This window comes from Microbacterium sp. SY138 (genome assembly GCF_039729145.1).
GTDB classification, from domain to species: domain Bacteria; phylum Actinomycetota; class Actinomycetes; order Actinomycetales; family Microbacteriaceae; genus Microbacterium; species Microbacterium maritypicum_A.
This window is the reverse complement of the sequence record NZ_CP155793.1, coordinates 3,366,621-3,382,434: the sequence shown is the minus strand read 5'-3', so window position 1 is coordinate 3,382,434 and position 15,814 is coordinate 3,366,621. Positions and strand designations below refer to the sequence as shown.

General features: G+C 69.1%; 16 protein-coding genes. 11 read left to right on the top strand and 5 right to left on the bottom strand.

The window, feature by feature from the left end; genetic code table 11:
- Position 1 precedes the first annotated feature (1 nt).
- The 4 genes from ABDC25_RS16320 (at position 2) to ABDC25_RS16305 (ending at position 5,225) form a co-directional block, all read left to right on the top strand.
- Positions 2-1,528, top strand: a complete 1,527-nt coding sequence (locus ABDC25_RS16320) for an MmgE/PrpD family protein (RefSeq protein ID WP_136024029.1) — start codon at positions 2-4, stop codon at positions 1,526-1,528.
- Positions 1,528-2,430 carry a methylisocitrate lyase gene (gene prpB / locus ABDC25_RS16315; protein WP_029267764.1) on the top strand — a complete coding sequence of 301 codons (903 nt, stop codon included), beginning with the start codon at positions 1,528-1,530 and terminating at the stop codon, positions 2,428-2,430. The genes ABDC25_RS16320 and prpB overlap by 1 nt, the downstream gene beginning before the upstream one ends.
- A gap of 2 nt (positions 2,431-2,432) precedes the next feature.
- The gene (locus tag ABDC25_RS16310) at positions 2,433-3,566 is read left to right on the top strand and encodes a bifunctional 2-methylcitrate synthase/citrate synthase (RefSeq protein WP_347123658.1); all 1,134 of its coding nucleotides are present in this window, start codon (positions 2,433-2,435) and stop codon (positions 3,564-3,566) included.
- 171 nt (positions 3,567-3,737) lie between these two features.
- The gene (locus tag ABDC25_RS16305) at positions 3,738-5,225 is read left to right on the top strand and encodes an MFS transporter (protein ID WP_347123656.1); all 1,488 of its coding nucleotides are present in this window, start codon (positions 3,738-3,740) and stop codon (positions 5,223-5,225) included.
- A 40-nt stretch (positions 5,226-5,265) separates the two neighbouring features.
- Here the strand turns inward: ABDC25_RS16305 and ABDC25_RS16300 are convergent, their stop codons facing one another.
- On the bottom strand, positions 5,266-5,931 hold the full coding sequence (locus ABDC25_RS16300) for a type 1 glutamine amidotransferase domain-containing protein (RefSeq protein ID WP_021200330.1): 666 nt from the start codon (positions 5,929-5,931) through the stop codon (positions 5,266-5,268).
- Between the two features lie 95 nt (positions 5,932-6,026).
- On the opposite strand from ABDC25_RS16300, the gene ABDC25_RS16295 reads away from it, so the two are divergent.
- On the top strand, positions 6,027-6,920 hold the full coding sequence (locus tag ABDC25_RS16295) for a LysR family transcriptional regulator (RefSeq protein ID WP_021200331.1): 894 nt from the start codon (positions 6,027-6,029) through the stop codon (positions 6,918-6,920).
- Positions 6,921-6,944: 24 nt separating this feature from the next.
- Here ABDC25_RS16295 and ABDC25_RS16290 read toward each other — a convergent pair whose 3' ends face one another.
- Complete coding sequence (locus ABDC25_RS16290; protein WP_031207567.1) at positions 6,945-7,529, bottom strand: antibiotic biosynthesis monooxygenase; 585 nt, start codon at positions 7,527-7,529, stop codon at positions 6,945-6,947.
- Positions 7,530-7,946: 417 nt separating this feature from the next.
- Between ABDC25_RS16290 and ABDC25_RS16285 the strand changes: the two genes are divergently transcribed.
- Genes ABDC25_RS16285 through ABDC25_RS16270 form a run of 4 tightly spaced genes read left to right on the top strand, consistent with a single transcriptional unit; the run spans position 7,947 to position 12,390 of the window.
- A complete protein-coding gene (locus ABDC25_RS16285; RefSeq protein WP_029259510.1) occupies positions 7,947-9,449 on the top strand; it encodes a CoA-acylating methylmalonate-semialdehyde dehydrogenase in 1,503 nt (500 codons plus the stop codon).
- A 28-nt stretch (positions 9,450-9,477) separates the two neighbouring features.
- Positions 9,478-10,683: an acyl-CoA dehydrogenase family protein gene (locus ABDC25_RS16280; protein WP_029259511.1), complete on the top strand. Its 1,206-nt coding sequence runs from the start codon at positions 9,478-9,480 to the stop codon at positions 10,681-10,683.
- The gene (mmsB, locus tag ABDC25_RS16275; protein WP_347123652.1) at positions 10,680-11,585 is read left to right on the top strand and encodes a 3-hydroxyisobutyrate dehydrogenase; all 906 of its coding nucleotides are present in this window, start codon (positions 10,680-10,682) and stop codon (positions 11,583-11,585) included. The genes ABDC25_RS16280 and mmsB overlap by 4 nt, the downstream gene beginning before the upstream one ends.
- Before the next feature lie 28 nt (positions 11,586-11,613).
- Entirely contained in the window at positions 11,614-12,390 is a 777-nt protein-coding gene (locus tag ABDC25_RS16270; protein WP_029267752.1) for an enoyl-CoA hydratase-related protein, read from the top strand.
- Between the two features lie 84 nt (positions 12,391-12,474).
- On the opposite strand, the gene ABDC25_RS16265 is transcribed toward ABDC25_RS16270, so the two are convergent.
- Genes ABDC25_RS16265 through ABDC25_RS16255 form a run of 3 tightly spaced genes read right to left on the bottom strand, consistent with a single transcriptional unit; the run spans position 12,475 to position 13,923 of the window.
- Positions 12,475-12,918 (bottom strand): YdeI/OmpD-associated family protein, encoded by a 444-nt coding sequence (locus tag ABDC25_RS16265; protein WP_021200337.1) that lies wholly within the window; start codon positions 12,916-12,918, stop codon positions 12,475-12,477.
- Positions 12,915-13,385: an SRPBCC family protein gene (locus ABDC25_RS16260; RefSeq protein ID WP_347123649.1), complete on the bottom strand. Its 471-nt coding sequence runs from the start codon at positions 13,383-13,385 to the stop codon at positions 12,915-12,917. Before ABDC25_RS16260 ends, ABDC25_RS16265 begins: the two co-directional genes overlap by 4 nt.
- 1 nt (position 13,386) lies before the next feature.
- On the bottom strand, positions 13,387-13,923 hold the full coding sequence (locus ABDC25_RS16255) for a MarR family transcriptional regulator (protein WP_021200339.1): 537 nt from the start codon (positions 13,921-13,923) through the stop codon (positions 13,387-13,389).
- Positions 13,924-14,063: 140 nt separating this feature from the next.
- Here ABDC25_RS16255 and ABDC25_RS16250 point away from each other — a divergent pair, with 140 nt between their 5' ends.
- Positions 14,064-14,840, top strand: a complete 777-nt coding sequence (locus tag ABDC25_RS16250) for an electron transfer flavoprotein subunit beta/FixA family protein (RefSeq protein ID WP_029259516.1) — start codon at positions 14,064-14,066, stop codon at positions 14,838-14,840.
- 1 nt (position 14,841) lies between these two features.
- Positions 14,842-15,813, top strand: a complete 972-nt coding sequence (locus ABDC25_RS16245; protein ID WP_029259517.1) for an electron transfer flavoprotein subunit alpha/FixB family protein — start codon at positions 14,842-14,844, stop codon at positions 15,811-15,813.
- Position 15,814 lies beyond the last annotated feature (1 nt).

The window sequence follows — 15,814 nt, the reverse complement described above, 5'->3', positions numbered from 1 at the left end:
AATGACTGTCACCCACCACGTCCGCGTGCACCGCAGCGACGAGAACCTCGCCAGGGAAGACCAGCTCGCCTGGAAGATCGCCCAGGTCGCCGCCGATCAGGTCGAGGTCGAGCAGGACGTCGTCGACATGATCATCAACCGCATCATCGACAACGCCTCGGTGGCGGCGGCCTCCCTCACCCGCGGCCCGATCAACGCGGCCCGCGCGCAGGCGTTCAGCCATCCTGTCTCCACCGGCGGCGTCGGAGCGAACCTCTTCGGTGCCGCCCTCGACCACCGCACCAGCCCCGAGTGGGCGGCCTGGGCCAACGGTGTGGCCGTGCGCGAGCTCGACTATCACGACACCTTCCTCGCGGCGGAGTACTCGCACCCCGGCGACAACATTCCGCCGATCCTCGCGGTCGCACAGCACACCGGCAAGGACGGCCGGGCGCTCGTGCGCGGCATCGCCACCGGCTACGAGATCCAGATGGACCTGGTACGCGCGATCTGCCTGCACAAGCACAAGATCGATCACGTCGCCCACCTCGGCCCGTCTGCCGCGGCCGGCATCGGCACCCTCCTCGGACTCGACGTCGAGACCATCTACCAGGCCGTCGGCCAGGCGCTGCACACCACGACCGCGACGCGTCAGAGCCGCAAGGGCGAGATCTCGACCTGGAAGGCGCACGCTCCGGCCTTCGCCGGCAAGATGGCCGTCGAAGCCGTCGACCGTGCGATGCGCGGACAGACCAGTCCCGCGCCGATCTATGAGGGCGAAGACGGTGTGATCGCCTGGATGCTCGACGGCAAGGACGCGGCGTACGACGTGCCGCTGCCCGCCGCCGGCGAGCCCAAGCGCGCGATCCTCGACTCGTACACGAAGGAGCACTCGGCCGAGTACCAGGCGCAGGCGCTCATCGACCTCGCCCGCAAGCTCGGCATCGAGAACCCGGCGCTGCGCGACCCCGCGAACATCGATCAGATCGTGATCCACACCAGCCACCACACCCACAACGTGATCGGCTCCGGCGCGAACGACCCGCAGAAGTACGACCCGACCGCTTCGCGCGAGACGCTCGACCACTCGGTGCCGTACATCTTCGCGGTGGCGCTGCAGGATGGCGGGTGGCACCACGTCGACTCCTACGCCCCCGAGCGCGCGGGCCGCGCCGACACCGTCGCGCTGTGGCACAAGATCACCACGGCCGAAGACGCCGAGTGGACCCGCCGCTACCACTCGGAGGACCCGGCAGAGAAGGCGTTCGGCGGTCGCGTCGAGATCCGCCTGACCGACGGCTCGACAGTGGTCGACGAGATCGCCGTGGCCGACGCGCACCCGCTGGGAGCACGCCCGTTCGCCCGCGAGAACTACATCGCGAAGTTCCGTCTGCTGGCAGAGCCCGTGCTCGAGCCGGCCGAGATCGAGCGGTTCCTCGCCCTCGTGCAGCGTCTGCCCGAGCTGACGGCTGCCGAGGTCGGTGAGCTGTCGATCGTCGCGAAGCCCGGCCTGCTCGAGGCCGCACCCACGCCGGCAGGACTGTTCTGATGCTGTATTCCACCGTCACCCCCGCCGAGAAGCGGCGGCTGTTCCGTGAGCGGCTCGCGAGCGGTGAACTGCTGCGCTTCCCCGGCGCGTTCAACCCCCTGAGCGCCCGTCTGATCGAGCAGAAGGGCTTCGACGGCGTCTACATCTCCGGCGCCGTGCTCTCCGCCGACCTGGGGCTGCCCGACATCGGCCTGACCACGCTGACCGAGGTCGCCGGACGCGCGAAGCAGATCGCCCGCATGACCGACCTCCCCGCGATCGTCGACGCCGACACCGGCTTCGGCGAGCCGATGAACGTCGCCCGCACGATCCAGGAGCTCGAGGACGCGGGCCTGGCCGGCACGCACATCGAGGACCAGATCAACCCGAAGCGCTGCGGCCACCTCGACGGCAAGGCCGTGGTCGACGAGAACACCGCGATCAAGCGCATCCGTGCCGCCGCCGACGCCCGTCGTGACGAGAACTTCCTCATCATGGCGCGCACCGACATCCGGGCGGTCGAGGGGCTGGACGCGGCGATCGACCGCGCGAAGGCCCTGGTGGATGCCGGTGCCGACGCGGTGTTCCCCGAGGCGATGCGCACGCTCGCCGAGTTCGAGGCCATGGCCGAGGCGCTCGACGTGCCGATCCTGGCGAACATGACCGAGTTCGGCAAGAGCGAGCTCTTCTCGGTCGACCAGCTGCGCGACGCGGGAGTGAACCTGGTCATCTGGCCGGTGTCGCTGCTGCGCATCTCGATGGGGGCTGCGGGCCGCGCACTGGATACTCTGAACGAGGAGGGGCATCTGACCTCGAAGCTCGGCGAGATGCAGCATCGCGCCGATCTCTACGATCTGATCGACTACGAGTCGTACAACCACTTCGACTCCGGCGTCTTCAACTTCACCATCACGAAGGAGTGACCATGACCGAGCCGGACATCAAGAAGGGCCTCGCGGGAGTCGTCGTCGACACGACCGCGATCTCGAAGGTCAACCCCGAGACGAACAGCCTGCTGTACCGCGGCTACCCGGTGCAGGAGCTGGCCGACACGCAGCCGTTCGAAGCCGTCGCGTACCTGTTGTGGAACGGTGAGCTGCCCACGCCCGAGGAGCTCGCGGCGTTCCGGTTGGAGGAGCGGAAGCACCGTGCGCTGGCCGACAACGTCAAGACCGCGATCGATCTGGTGCCGTTGGACGCGCACCCGATGGACGAAGTGCGCACCGCGGTCAGCCTGATCGGCGCCTCCGATCCCGGTGCCGGCGGCTCGGTGCTCGATGCAGGCGGCAGTCCGGAGCAGAACCTCGAGCGCAGCATCCGCCTGTTCGCCGCCCTCCCGGCGATCGTCGCCTACGGTCAGCGGCGCCGTCGTGGCCAGGAGCTCATCGCGCCGCGCGACGACCTCGACTACTCGGCGAACTTCCTCTGGATGACCTTCGGCGAAGAGGCGGGCGACGTGGTGGTCGACGCGTTCAACCGCTCGATGATCCTGTACGCCGAGCACTCCTTCAACGCCTCGACGTTCACGGCGCGCGTGATCACCTCGACCCTGAGCGACATCTACTCGGCGGTGGTCGGTGCGATCGGCGCTCTCAAGGGCCCGCTGCACGGTGGCGCCAACGAAGCCGTGCTGCACATCTTCGATGACATCGGCACGGCCGACAACGTGGTGCCGTGGCTCGACAAAGCGCTCGCCGAGAAGCGCAAGATCATGGGCTTCGGGCACCGCGTCTACAAGAAGGGCGACTCTCGGGTGCCGACCATGAAGGCCGCGCTCGACACCCTCGTGGAGCACTACGACCGCCCCGAGGTCGCCGCTCTCTACGATGCGCTCGAGTCGGAGTTCGTCGCGCGCAAGGGCATCTACCCGAACCTCGACTACCCCTCAGGGCCCGCGTACAACCTGATCGGCTTCGACACCCTGACCTTCACGCCGCTGTTCGTCGCGGCGCGGGTGACGGGGTGGACGGCTCACGTGATCGAGCAGGCCGGGGCGAACGCGTTGATCCGTCCGCTGTCCTTCTACGACGGTCCCGACGAGCGGCACGTCCCCGCCTGACCTCCGCGTTCCCATCGCCTGAATGGCTCCGTCTCCGCCCGGGATGGAGCCATTCGCGCGATTCGGGGCTGTAGCGTGCCGGCAGCCCGGGGTCAAGCGGATGCGCCGGGGAGCGCGACCGGAGTAAGACCGTATCCGGGACGAACGCGCGTCCCGGACGAAGGAGGGTCCATGTCCGCATCCGACACCACCGTCAAGGAGGTCCGCTCGCTCGTTCCCGCACGCATGGACCGGCTGCCCTGGTCGCGATTCCACTGGCTGATCGTCGTGGGACTCGGATTCTCGTGGATCCTCGACGGCCTCGAAGTGCAGATCGTCGCCGCTAACGGCTACGCCGCGACGCTCGGGATGGGACCGGCCGAGGTGGGACTCGCCGGTACGTGCTACCTGCTCGGGCAGGTGTTCGGAGCGCTCTTCTTCGGACGCCTCACCGATCGCCTCGGACGCAAGAAGCTGTTCCTCGTCTCGCTCGCGGTGTACCTCGTCGGATCCGCGGTGGCCGGTCTCGCCTTCGCGCCCTGGTTCTTCTACATCTGGCGGTTCGTCGCGGGTGCTGGCATCGGCGGCGAGTATGCGGCGATCAACTCGGCGATCGACGAGATCATCCCGGCGAAGTACCGGGGCCGCGTCGACATCGCGATCAACGGCACCTATTGGGGCGGCGCGGCGCTCGGCGCCGTGGCGAACGTGTTCTTCCTGAACACCGACATCCTCCCTGAGGACATCGGCTGGCGACTCAGCTTCTTCCTCGGTCCGGTTCTCGGGATTCTGCTCATCTGGATGCGCCGACACATCCCGGAGAGCCCGAGATGGCAGATGACCCACGGGCGCGAGGAAGCGGCGGAGCGCAACGTCGACGAGATCGAGGAGCGCATCCGCAAGGAGGGGAAGACGATCCCTCCGGTCGACGAGAGCAAGGCGATCACGGTCAAGGAGTACGGCCGTGTCCCGTTCCTCGTCATCGCGAAGGTGCTGTTCCGCAAGTATCCCCGGCGCACGCTGGTGGGCATCACGATGATGGTGACGCAGTCGTTCCTGTACAACGCGATCTTCTTCACGTACGCGCTGGTGCTCGAGAACTTCTACGACACCCCGCCGGCGTCGGCATCGCAGTACTTCATCGTGTTCGCGGTCGGAAACCTCGCCGGTGCGCTCATCCTCGGGCACTTCTTCGACACCTGGGGTCGGCGGCGGATGCTGTTCGGCACGTACATGCTCGCCGGCCTCATCCTTCTCGTGAGCGCCTTCCTGTTCAACGCCGGAGTGCTCAACGCCGCGACGCACACGGCATTCTGGTGCGCCTCGTTCTTCTTCGCCTCGGCCGGCGCCTCCGCGGCCTACCTGACGGTCAGCGAGATCTTCCCGCTGGAGCTCCGGAGCCAGGTCATCTCGTACATCTTCTCGATCGGGCAGCTGGTCGGAGCGATCGCGCCGGTGCTCTACGGCGCCCTGATCGGTCAGAGCGCCGAGAGCGGGGACCGGGGTCCGCTGTTCTGGGGCTACGTGCTCGGCGCGGCGATCATGATGTTCGGAGGTATCGTCTGCGGGGTCTTCGGGGTCAGCGCCGCGGGGAAGTCGCTGGAAGACATCGCGGATCCGCTCTCGCTGGTGGAGTCCGGAGGGAAGGCGAAGACGAGCGGCAGGGAATCGGGGGCCTGAGCAGAACCGGCGCCGCGATGATCGCGGCGCCGGCGACGGCTCAGGAGAGCGCCGCGATGAGCGCGCGGGCGGCGGATGCCGATGACTGCGGGTTCTGACCGGTGATGAGCAGGCCGTCGATCACGGTGTTGTCGCTCCACGGGGCGGCGATGTCGAGCTCGGCGCCCCGTGCCCGCAGTTCGCTCTCGAGCAGGAAGGGTGCGCGGTCGGCGAGGCCGCCGATGCGCTCCTCCTCATCGGTGAACCCGGTGATGCGGCGTCCGGCCACGACCGATTCTCCGGCTGCGGTGCGGGCAGGAAGCAGGGCGGCCAGTCCGTGGCAGACGGCCGCGAGCGGGCGGCCGGCGGCGAGCGTCGCCGTGATCAGCGCGGCCGAGTCCTCGTCGACCGCGAGGTCCTGCATCGGACCGTGCCCGCCGGGGTAGTAGACGGCGTCGTAGTCCGCGGGGTCGACGTCGGCCAGGATCAGCGGGGCGGCGAGCTGATGGATCGCGGCGATCGCTTCGGCGTCGCCCTCGGAGAGGCTGGACGCATCGGCGACGGGGGCGACGCCGCCCGGGGTCGCGAACGACACCGAGTGACCCGCGTCGCGCAGCGCGCGATAGGGAGTGAGCAGCTCCTCGGCCCAGTAACCGGTCGGGTGCGCGGTGCCGTCGGTGAGGGTCCAGGTGCGGGCGGCGGTGACGACGAAGAGAACAGAGGACATGCGTGCTCCAGAGGGGTCGGACGGCAGACGCCGTGCAGGATGCGATATCGAGGACAACGGACAGCTCTCGCATCCGATTCCGATAGATTTCCGATATGAGTGATCGGAATGGCGATGGGTTGCGTGACCTCGCACTGTGGCGCACCTTCCTCGCCGCGCACCGCTCCGGGTCCGTGTCGGCGGCGGCGCGCACGCTGGGAGTCGCCCAGTCCTCGGTGACGACGCAGTTGCAGGCTCTGGAGCGGAGCATCGGGGAGCCTCTCTTCGTCCGTCACGCGCGGGGGATCCTCCCGACCCCTCGCGCCGATGACCTGGCTGCGCGCCTGTCCGGTCCGCTCGACGCGCTCGCCCTCGCCCTCGGAAGCCCGTCGCCGACCGAGGCGCCCCCGATGCGAATCGGCGGCGCAGCGGAGTTCGTCGAGCGGGTGCTGATGCCCGCGCTGGCGTCGATGATCGCGGAGGGGCAACGGATCACGGTCGCCGCGGGGCTCGCGGAAGACCTGCTCGATCAGCTCCGTGCCGGAAGCCTCGACCTCGTGATCTCCGCCGTCCGACCGAAGGGCCGCGCCCTTCCTTCTGCGGCCCTCGTCGATGAGGACTTCGTGCTCGTCGCGGCCCCTTCCCTCGGTCTCGCTCCTTCGTCCGCGCTCGCACCGGGCGACCTCGACGCCGTCCCCCTTCTCGCCTACGCCCACGACGTACCGATCCTGCGGCGGTACTGGCGGCATGCGTTCGGCATTCGACTCGAGCGCGAGCCCGCGCTGATCGTGTCCGACCTCCGGGCGCTCGCCGCCGCAGCCGTCGCCGGAGCGGGAATCACGGTGCTGCCGACCTATCTGATCGCCGAGGAGCTCGCCGACGGTCGGCTGGTCGTGCTGCGCGAGACCGACGATCCGCCGATCAACACCCTCTACCTGGTGCGCCGGCCAGGTCCGCTCACGGCTGCGGTGGCCGAGATCGATCGGGCGCTGCGGGCAGCCGTCGCGTGACGGATGCGGAAGAGGTGCGGCGCCTCAGCGGGTGAGCCAGCTCCGCAGCGAACGGGTCACGAACGGCAGCACCCAGTAGGCCATGATCGGCGTGAGCACGAGAGTGGTGACGAGCACGCGCAGCCAGATCGGCAGCTCGTTCCAGCCCGGCACAGGGCTCATCGCGTAGGTGAAGGCCAGGTTCACGGGGAAGAAACCGAGCCAGATCGAGGTGGCCTGCTTCCAGCGCGGCGGAGCGGGCGCGACCGTGACGGTCTCGGTGCTGCCGTCGGACGCGGGGAGCGTGATCGTCCCGGTCGTCGGCTCGTCGAACCACCCCTCGATTCCGGTGCGACGCTTGGAGCGCTCGCTGCGCACGAAGCCCTCGCCCATCGACAACCACCATGCCCGCTCGGCCGACTGCTCCCAGGCGGTGAGCGAATCCTCGCTCGCGAAGCGGTAGAGCATGTGCCAGACCTGCGAGTCCTCGCCGGCGCGCACCCAGCCCGAGCCGAGGAAGCCCGGATACTTCGTCGCGAGGTTCACCCCCGTCTGCACCCAGGCGGTCGCCTCGACGATGCGCTCGGGGTCGACTTCGCGGCGGATGGACACGGTGAGGGGTTCGGACATGGTGCGGTCCTCGGGGGAACGGGCGTCCGGGGTGAGGACGCCGAAGCGGATGCGCCAGGGGTGGCAGCGCACCGTCGATTCTAATTCGGATGCGGCGTGGTCCAGGCCGTCGCCGCCCGAACGAGGAGGACCCCCGCCGACCCGATTCGGCGGGGGTCTCGCGGCGTGGGAGCCGCGACGGGAGCGAGAGCGCTCACCGTGCGCGCGGTAGACGTGACACCCGATCCGGTCTGAGTCTCTGTCCGCGCACCTGCAGTTGTACCCGGGCGAGATGACGCGATGGTGAACGAGACGCGAACAACCTCGATCACGAGTCGAGCGGCGGGCGCGGGGCGATACAAGGATATCCTAGTAAATATCCGGTACTCCGAGTAAACTCCCCAATGTGCCAACGACGGCACGGAGGGATGTCACACAATGACTCGTACTATCCCGCACTTCGTGGGCGGATCGCTTCTCACTCCCGACTCGGGTCGCTTCGCCGACGTGTTCGATCCGAGCACCGGAGCGGTGCAGGCCCGTGTGCCCCTGGCCTCGGCCGACGAGGTGCGTCGCGTTATCGCGAACGCCGAAGAGGCGCAGGTCGCATGGGCGGCGACCAATCCGCAGAAGCGCGCTCGTGTGCTGTTGCGGTTCCTCGACCTGGTGCAGCAGGAGATGACGTCGCTGGCCGAGCTGCTCGCGAGCGAGCACGGCAAGACGGTCGACGACGCGAAGGGCGACATCCAGCGGGGTCTCGAGGTCATCGAATTCTCCGCCGGCGCTCCGCACCTGCTCAAGGGCGAGTACTCCACCGGCGCCGGAACCGGCATCGACGTCTATTCGATGCGCCAGCCGCTCGGGGTCGTCGCCGCGATCACCCCCTTCAACTTCCCCGCGATGATCCCGCTGTGGAAGGCGGGGCCCGCTCTCGCCGCCGGCAATGCGGTGGTGCTCAAGCCCAGCGAGCGCGATCCCTCGGTGCCGGTGCGCATCGCCGAGCTGTTCCTCGAGGCGGGCCTCCCCGCCGGCGTCCTCAATGTGGTCCACGGCGACAAGGAGGCCGTCGACACCCTGCTCACGGACGACCGCATCCGCGCGGTCGGCTTCGTCGGTTCGACCCCGATCGCCGAGTACATCTACGCGACGGCCGCGGCTCACGGCAAGCGGGCGCAGTGCTTCGGCGGAGCGAAGAACCACATGATCGTGATGCCCGATGCCGACCTCGACCAGGCCGTCGACGCACTGATCGGCTCCGGCTACGGCTCGGCGGGTGAGCGCTGCATGGCCATCTCGGTCGCGGTGCCGGTGGGGCAGGAGACGGCGGACGCCCTCGCGGCCAAGCTCACCGAACGTGTCGCCCAGCTCCGGGTCGGCCCCTCTCTCGCACCCGACGTCGACTACGGGCCCCTGGTCACGCGAGCCGCCGTCGAACGGGTCGAAGGCTACATCCAGCAGGGGGTCGACGAGGGGGCGACGCTCCTCGCCGACGGCCGGGGCTTCACGGTCGACGGGCACGAGGAGGGCTTCTACCTCGGCCCGACCCTGTTCGACCACGTCACCACCGACATGGCGATCTACCGCGAGGAGATCTTCGGCCCTGTCCTGGTGATCGCCCGCGCCGCCGACTACGAGGAGGCGCTGCGGATGGCCTCGGAGCACGAGTACGGCAACGGCGTCGCGATCTTCACGCGCGACGGTGACGCCGCCCGCGACTTCGCGGCCCGTGTCGAGGTCGGGATGGTCGGCGTGAACGTGCCGATCCCGGTCCCGATCGCGTACTACACGTTCGGCGGCTGGAAGCGCAGCGGATTCGGCGACCTCAACCAGCACGGAACCGACGCCTTCCGGTTCTACACGAAGACCAAGACGGTGACGAGCCGGTGGCCCGCGGCAGGCATCCGCGATGGAGCCAGCTTCGTCATCCCGACCATGCACTAGCCCCGGACACCTCCCACAAGGAATCACGATGACCATGACCACCGTCACCACCACCGCCGAGGAGCGCGAGGCGATCATCGGCGCCGTGCGCGAGTTCGCCGAGACCGAGCTCGCCCCCTACGCCGCCGAGCGCGATGAGAAGCACCTGTTCCCGAGGGAGTCGCTGAACCGTGCCGGCGAGCTCGGCCTCGGCGGCATCTACGTCGACGAGGAGTTCGGTGGCAGCGGCCTCAGCCGCCTCGACACCGTGGCGATCTTCGAGGAGCTCGCGAAGGGCGACCCCGCCGTCGCGGCCTACATCTCCATCCACAACATGGTGGTCTGGATGATCGACACCTACGGCGACGACACACAGCGCGGCGAATGGCTGCCGAAGCTCACCGCCATGTCCGAGTTCGGCGGCTACTGCCTCACCGAGCCGGGCGCGGGGTCGGATGCCGCGAACATCGCGACCAGCGCGGTGCGCGACGGCGACCATTTCGTGCTCACCGGGGTGAAGCAGTTCATCTCCGGAGCCGGGGAGGCCGCCGTCTACGTCGTGATGGCGCGCACGGGGGAGCCGGGAGCACGCGGCATCAGCGCGTTCCTCGTCCCGGGCGATTCCGAAGCGCTGAGCTTCGGCGCACCGGAGAAGAAGATGGGCTGGCACGCTCAGCCCACCCGTCAGGTGATCCTCGACGGTGTCCGGGTTCCGGCGTCCGCCATGCTCGGTGATGAGGGCCGCGGCTTCGCGATCGCGATGTCGGCGCTCAACGGCGGACGGCTCAACATCGCCGCCTGCTCGCTGGGCGGCGCGCAGTGGGCGCTCGACAAGGCCGTGCAGTACGTGCACGAGCGGATGGCGTTCGGAGAGCCGTTGGCCGAGAAGCAGTCGATCCTGTTCGCGATCGCCGACATGCGCACCGACCTGCACGCCGCACGCCTCATGGTGCGTGACGGCGCGCAGGCGGTCGACGAGCACGCTCCCGATGCGACGATGCGCTGCGCCATGGCCAAGCGCTTCGCGACCGATGCCGGGTTCGACGTCGCCAACCGCGCCCTCCAGCTGCACGGCGGCTACGGCTACCTGCAGGACTACGGGATCGAGAAGGTGGTCCGCGATCTGCGCGTGCACCAGATCCTGGAAGGGACGAACGAGATCATGCGACTGATCGTCGGACGCGAGATGCTGCGACCTGCGGGTTCCGCGTCGGTCCAGCGCAGCGGCGGGGATCAGACGCGGAGCGCATCATGAACGCCTCCTCGTCGACGGCGGTCGTCGCGTTCCTCGGCCTGGGCCATATGGGACTGCCGATGGCGAAGAACCTCGTCGAAGCCGGTCACGAGGTGCACGGCTTCGACCTCGTCCCCGCCGCCGTCGAGGCGGCGCGGGTGGCCGGCATCCGCGTGGCCCCGAGCGGCGCGGACGCGGTGTCCGAGGCCGACGTCGTCATCACGATGTTCCCCGCCGGAAAGCACGTCATCGAGGCCTATCGCACGGAACTGCTGGCGGCGGCCCGACCCGGCACCCTCTTCATCGAATCCTCCACGATCGCCGTCGACGAGGCGCGCGCTGCACACGCTCTCGCGCTCGCCGCCGGTCACCGCAACGTCGATGCTCCGGTGTCGGGCGGAGTGGTCGGTGCGGAGAACGGCACGCTCGCGTTCATGGTCGGCGGCTCGGACGAGGACTTCGCCGCGGCGTTGCCGCTGCTCGAGATCATGGGAAAGCGCATCGTGCACTGCGGCGGTCCCGGACTCGGACAGGCGGCCAAGGTCTGCAACAACATGGTGCTCGCGGTCTCGCAGATCGCGGTCGCCGAAGCGTTCGTGCTGGGGGAGCGGCTCGGACTCGAGCATCAGGCGCTCTTCGACGTCGTCTCGCAGGCCTCGGGCCAGTGCTGGTCGATCACCACGAACTGCCCCGTGCCGGGCACGGTGCCCACGAGCCCGGCCAATCGCGACTACCAGCCGGGCTTCGCCGGCGCGCTGATGGCCAAGGATCTCGGGCTCGCGTTGCAGGCGATCGAGCAGACCTCGACCGATGCGCGCATGGGCCGGCTCGCCCAGGAGATCTACGCCGTCTTCGCGGCCGGCGACGGCGCGACGCGAGACTTCTCCGGCATCATCACCGACATCCGCGACGACCGCGTGTGATGATCGGTACTTCGACGGAGAGGGCGACATGACCGAGTACGAGACGATCCTGGTCGAGCAGCGCGGACGGGTGGGGTGGATCACCCTGAACCGCCCGGAAGCGCTGAACGCGTTGAATAGTCGGCTCGCGGAGGAGGTCACCGCAGCGGCGCTCGCCTTCGATGCGGACGAGGGCGTCGGTGCGATCGTCGTCACCGGCTCCGAGAAGGCCTTCGCCGCCGGTGCCGACATCAAGGAGATGGAGGGCATGTCCGCGGCGCAGATGCTGGAGACCGATCACTTCGGTGTCTGGCACGACTTCGCGGCCGTGCGCACTCCCGTGATCGCCGCGGTCTCCGGCTTCGCCCTGGGCGGGGGATGCGAGCTGGCGATGATGTGCGACATCATCCTCGCGGCCGACAACGCCAAGTTCGGGCAGCCCGAGATCAACCTCGGAGTGATCCCCGGGATGGGCGGTACGCAGCGCCTGATCCGTGCGGTCGGATACTACAAGGCGGCCGAGTTGGTGCTGTCCGGGCGCTTCATGGGCGCAGAGGAGGCGGAGCGTTCCGGGCTCGTGTCGCGCGTGGTGCCGGCATCCGATCTCCTCGCCGAGGCGACGAAGCTCGCCGACACCATCGCTTCCAAGTCGTTGCCGTCGGTGTACGCCGCGAAGGCCGCGCTAGATACCGCGATGGAGACGACCCTCGCCGAGGGGCTGGCTCACGAGAAGCAGGCGTTCGCCGCGCTGTTCGACACCGCGGACCAGAAGGAGGGCATGTCGGCCTTCCGGGAGAAGCGGGCGCCCGACTTCCAGAACCGCTGAGCGTGTGACGAGACGAGTGCCTGATGAGACGAGTGCCTGACGAGACGAGTGCCTGACGAGATGTCTGCCGGAATCGGGGAGCAGTCAGCCGCGGAGCGCGTCGACGATCTTCGTGATGCGACGTTCGCGAGTCGCCTCCTGCTTCGCTTCGGCCACGCTCCTCGCGTGCTCTTTGCGTGCGGTGTACGACAGGGCGTCGAAGGCGGTGCGCAGCGCGGGGTCGGCGTCCAGGGCCGCGGCGAGCTCGGCCGGAACGTCGACCGTGCGCTCGGCGGAGTCCACCCGGATCACGGCGTCGATCTCCTGGTCGATCTCGAGTCCGAGGTCGGCGCGCACGGCCTTGCTGAAACCGATCATGTTCTCGCTGCCCATCCGCGCCAGACGCAGGCGGGCGGTGCGTCCGCCGATCGTGACGGCGACCGGGAACGCCTTGCCGGCGCCGAGAGAGGCCACCTGCTCGTCGCTGAGGAGGATCGCCGCAGCGGGGCCGCGGCCGGTGAGGACGGTGTGCAGGCGCAGTTCGCTCATGCCGAAAGGGTACGCCCGGGCTCCTCGAATTCCGCGGCGAGAATCGCGTTGCGCTCCATGATGAGGCGGCGCATGTACCCGCCGAGGAACATCGCGTCGACGATTCGGCCGAGCGGGCCGAACGGCGAGCGGAAGGTCACGGTGTCGTGCATGAGCGTGCCGGCCGGATGCTCCTCGAAACGGTGCTCGTGCAGGAATGCCGCGAACGGACCGGAGATCTGCCGATCCGAGAACGCGTGGGGAGGATCGATGTCGAAGACGATCGAGCGCAGGCGGAAGGGGATGCCGAAGTGGCGTGCCCGCCAGGTCGCGGTGGTCCCCTCGGTGAACACGCCGCCGGCCGGCGCCTCGACCATGGTCTCGCTGAACCGGGCCATGCTCTTCACGTGCAGTGCCGGGTCGAGCGATGCGGCGAACACCTCGGCAGGAGGCGCGCTGATGATCGTCTCGAGCGCGAACCGGGGCATGTCAGAGGGCTTCGGGCTGCGGACGCGGATCGGCGAAGTCGCCGGCGTCCTTGCGCAGCCGGGCGACGATCGCGACGAGCTCGGCGGCGTCGTCGCGGCTCAGACCGGGCTCGGCGAACACGTCGGCGTTGAGAGCCTGTGTGGCGCGCTCGACCAGTTCCCGGCCGGACTCCGTCAGCACGAGCAGCGCCGCGCGTCCGTCATGGGGGTGCGGCTCGCGCGCGACCAGACCGTCGCGCACCAGGCGCTCCGCCGTGCTCGTCACGGTGGTCGGGTGCACCTGGAGGCGGGCGACCACGCTCGACAGGGGCAGGCTGCCGGCGCGGCTGAAAGCCAGAAGACGCAGCACCTCGTAGCGGGCGAAGCTCAGAGCGAAGGGCTTCAGGGCCGCGTCGACACGGGCGAGCAGCAGCTGCTGGGCCCGCATGACCGAAGTGACCAGGGCCATGCCGTCCGCGGCATCCGTCCAGCCGTGCGCGAGCCACTGCCGCTTCGCCTCGGCGAGCGGATCGATGGGGAGCGGACGGGGTCGGGCCATTTCTCTACGGTAGTGGCGCGAGCGCGGGGGGCGGCGACGGCGCGCGACGCATCCGCCGTGGACATCCATGAGTCTCAGTCGCAGGTGAGCTGGAACTCAGTATCGCGGTCTAGAATTACAGCAGTCGTGAGGAGCAATCGATGAAGATCTTCGTCCTGGTCAAAGAAGTGCCGGACACCTATGGCGATCGCAAGCTGAATCTCGAGACCGGCCTCGCCGATCGTGCGGCGGGTGACGTGGTCCTCGACGAGATCACGGAGCGGGCGCTCGAAGTGGCGCTCAGCTACGCCGACAAGAACGACGGCACCGAGGTGGTGGCGGTCTCGATGGCTCCGGAGGGCTCGACCGCGTCCGTGCGCCGGGCGCTCGCGATCGGTGCGGGCTCGGCCGTGCACATCGCCGACGAGCAGCTCGCCGGCGCCGACCTCGGTCTCACCGCCGAGGTCCTCGCCGCCGCGATCCGCCGCGGCGCCCCCGACCTCGTGATCACGGGCAACCTGTCGACCGACGGTTCCGGCGGCGTCATTCCCGCGATGTTGGCCGAACACCTCGGATTCGCGCAGGCCACCGCGCTCACGTCGGTCGAGATCACCGCCGACGGCGTCTCGGGCGTCCGTGGCTCGGATGCCGGCAGCCAGCCGGTCTCGGCGCCGCTGCCCGCCGTGATCTCGATCACCGAGGCGCTTCCCGACGCGCGGTTCCCCAACTTCAAGGGCATCATGGCGGCCAAGAAGAAGCCGCTCGAGGTGCTCGCGCTCGCCGACCTCGACGTTTCGGCGGATCCGTCCGTCGCTCCGCGCACCATCATGACCACTGTGTCGGAGAAGCCCCCGCGGGCGGCCGGCGTGAAGATCACCGATGAGGGTGACGCGGCCGACAAGCTCGTCGACTACCTCGTGCAGAACAGGCTGGTGTGAGATGACATCCTCCGAGAACCCGATCCTCGTCCTCGTCGACGTCGACCCCTCCGGCTACGTCGCGAGCAGCACGGCGGCGCTCATCGGCGCGGCTTCGACGATCGGCACGCCGGTCGCGCTGATCGTGGGCGGCAGTCCGGCCGCGGTGGATCAGGCCGCCGCGGCGGGTGCATCGGTGGTGCTGACCGCCGACGGTGAGCCGACGGCATTGACCGTGCCGATCGTGGACGCCCTGCAGGCGGCCGCCGCCCAGGTGCGCCCCGACGCCGTGCTGATCTCGAACTCGATCTCCGGACGCGACGTGGCCGGACGATTCGCGGTGCGCACGAAGAGCGCACTGTCGGTCGACGCGGTCGGAGTGTCGCGCGATGACGAGGGTGTCGTCGCCCACCACTCGGTCTACGGCGGGGCCTACCTCGTCGATTCGGCACCCACGTTCGGCACTCCGGTGATCACGGTGCGCCAGGGCGCGGTGGACGCGCGCGCCGAGGCCGTGCCGTCGCACTCGGTCGAGGTGCTCGACGTCACCCCGTCCGGTGCGGTCGCGGCGACGGCCGGTCCGGTCGAGGCGGTCGAGGTCGCCTCGTCCCGTCCCGACCTGCGCGGAGCCACGCGTGTGGTCTCCGGCGGTCGAGGTCTCGCCTCGAAGGAGAAGTTCGTACTCGTCGAAGAGCTCGCCGATGCGCTCGGTGCCGCGGTGGGTGCCTCCAGGGCCGCCGTCGACGCGGGGTACATCCCGCAGTCGCATCAGGTCGGCCAGACCGGTGTCTCGGTGTCGCCGCAGCTGTATGTCGCCCTCGGCATATCCGGCGCCATCCAGCATCGTGCCGGCATGCAGACGTCGAAGAACATCGTCGCGATCAATAAGGACCCCGAGGCGCCGATCTTCGACGTGGCGGACTTCGGGATCGTCGGCGACGTGTTCGCGGTGGTGCCGCAGGTGATCGCCGCCCTCGAGGCGCGGAAGAAGTAGC

Coding starts and splice junctions, on each gene's coding strand:
- ABDC25_RS16320 (WP_136024029.1), top strand. CDS start 2: ATGACTGTCACCCACCACGTCCGCGTGCACCGCAGCGACGAGAACCTC.
- prpB (WP_029267764.1), top strand. CDS start 1,528: ATGCTGTATTCCACCGTCACCCCCGCCGAGAAGCGGCGGCTGTTCCGT.
- ABDC25_RS16310 (WP_347123658.1), top strand. CDS start 2,433: ATGACCGAGCCGGACATCAAGAAGGGCCTCGCGGGAGTCGTCGTCGAC.
- ABDC25_RS16305 (WP_347123656.1), top strand. CDS start 3,738: ATGTCCGCATCCGACACCACCGTCAAGGAGGTCCGCTCGCTCGTTCCC.
- ABDC25_RS16300 (WP_021200330.1), bottom strand. CDS start 5,931: ATGTCCTCTGTTCTCTTCGTCGTCACCGCCGCCCGCACCTGGACCCTC.
- ABDC25_RS16295 (WP_021200331.1), top strand. CDS start 6,027: ATGAGTGATCGGAATGGCGATGGGTTGCGTGACCTCGCACTGTGGCGC.
- ABDC25_RS16290 (WP_031207567.1), bottom strand. CDS start 7,529: ATGTCCGAACCCCTCACCGTGTCCATCCGCCGCGAAGTCGACCCCGAG.
- ABDC25_RS16285 (WP_029259510.1), top strand. CDS start 7,947: ATGACTCGTACTATCCCGCACTTCGTGGGCGGATCGCTTCTCACTCCC.
- ABDC25_RS16280 (WP_029259511.1), top strand. CDS start 9,478: ATGACCATGACCACCGTCACCACCACCGCCGAGGAGCGCGAGGCGATC.
- mmsB (WP_347123652.1), top strand. CDS start 10,680: ATGAACGCCTCCTCGTCGACGGCGGTCGTCGCGTTCCTCGGCCTGGGC.
- ABDC25_RS16270 (WP_029267752.1), top strand. CDS start 11,614: ATGACCGAGTACGAGACGATCCTGGTCGAGCAGCGCGGACGGGTGGGG.
- ABDC25_RS16265 (WP_021200337.1), bottom strand. CDS start 12,918: ATGAGCGAACTGCGCCTGCACACCGTCCTCACCGGCCGCGGCCCCGCT.
- ABDC25_RS16260 (WP_347123649.1), bottom strand. CDS start 13,385: ATGCCCCGGTTCGCGCTCGAGACGATCATCAGCGCGCCTCCTGCCGAG.
- ABDC25_RS16255 (WP_021200339.1), bottom strand. CDS start 13,923: ATGGCCCGACCCCGTCCGCTCCCCATCGATCCGCTCGCCGAGGCGAAG.
- ABDC25_RS16250 (WP_029259516.1), top strand. CDS start 14,064: ATGAAGATCTTCGTCCTGGTCAAAGAAGTGCCGGACACCTATGGCGAT.
- ABDC25_RS16245 (WP_029259517.1), top strand. CDS start 14,842: ATGACATCCTCCGAGAACCCGATCCTCGTCCTCGTCGACGTCGACCCC.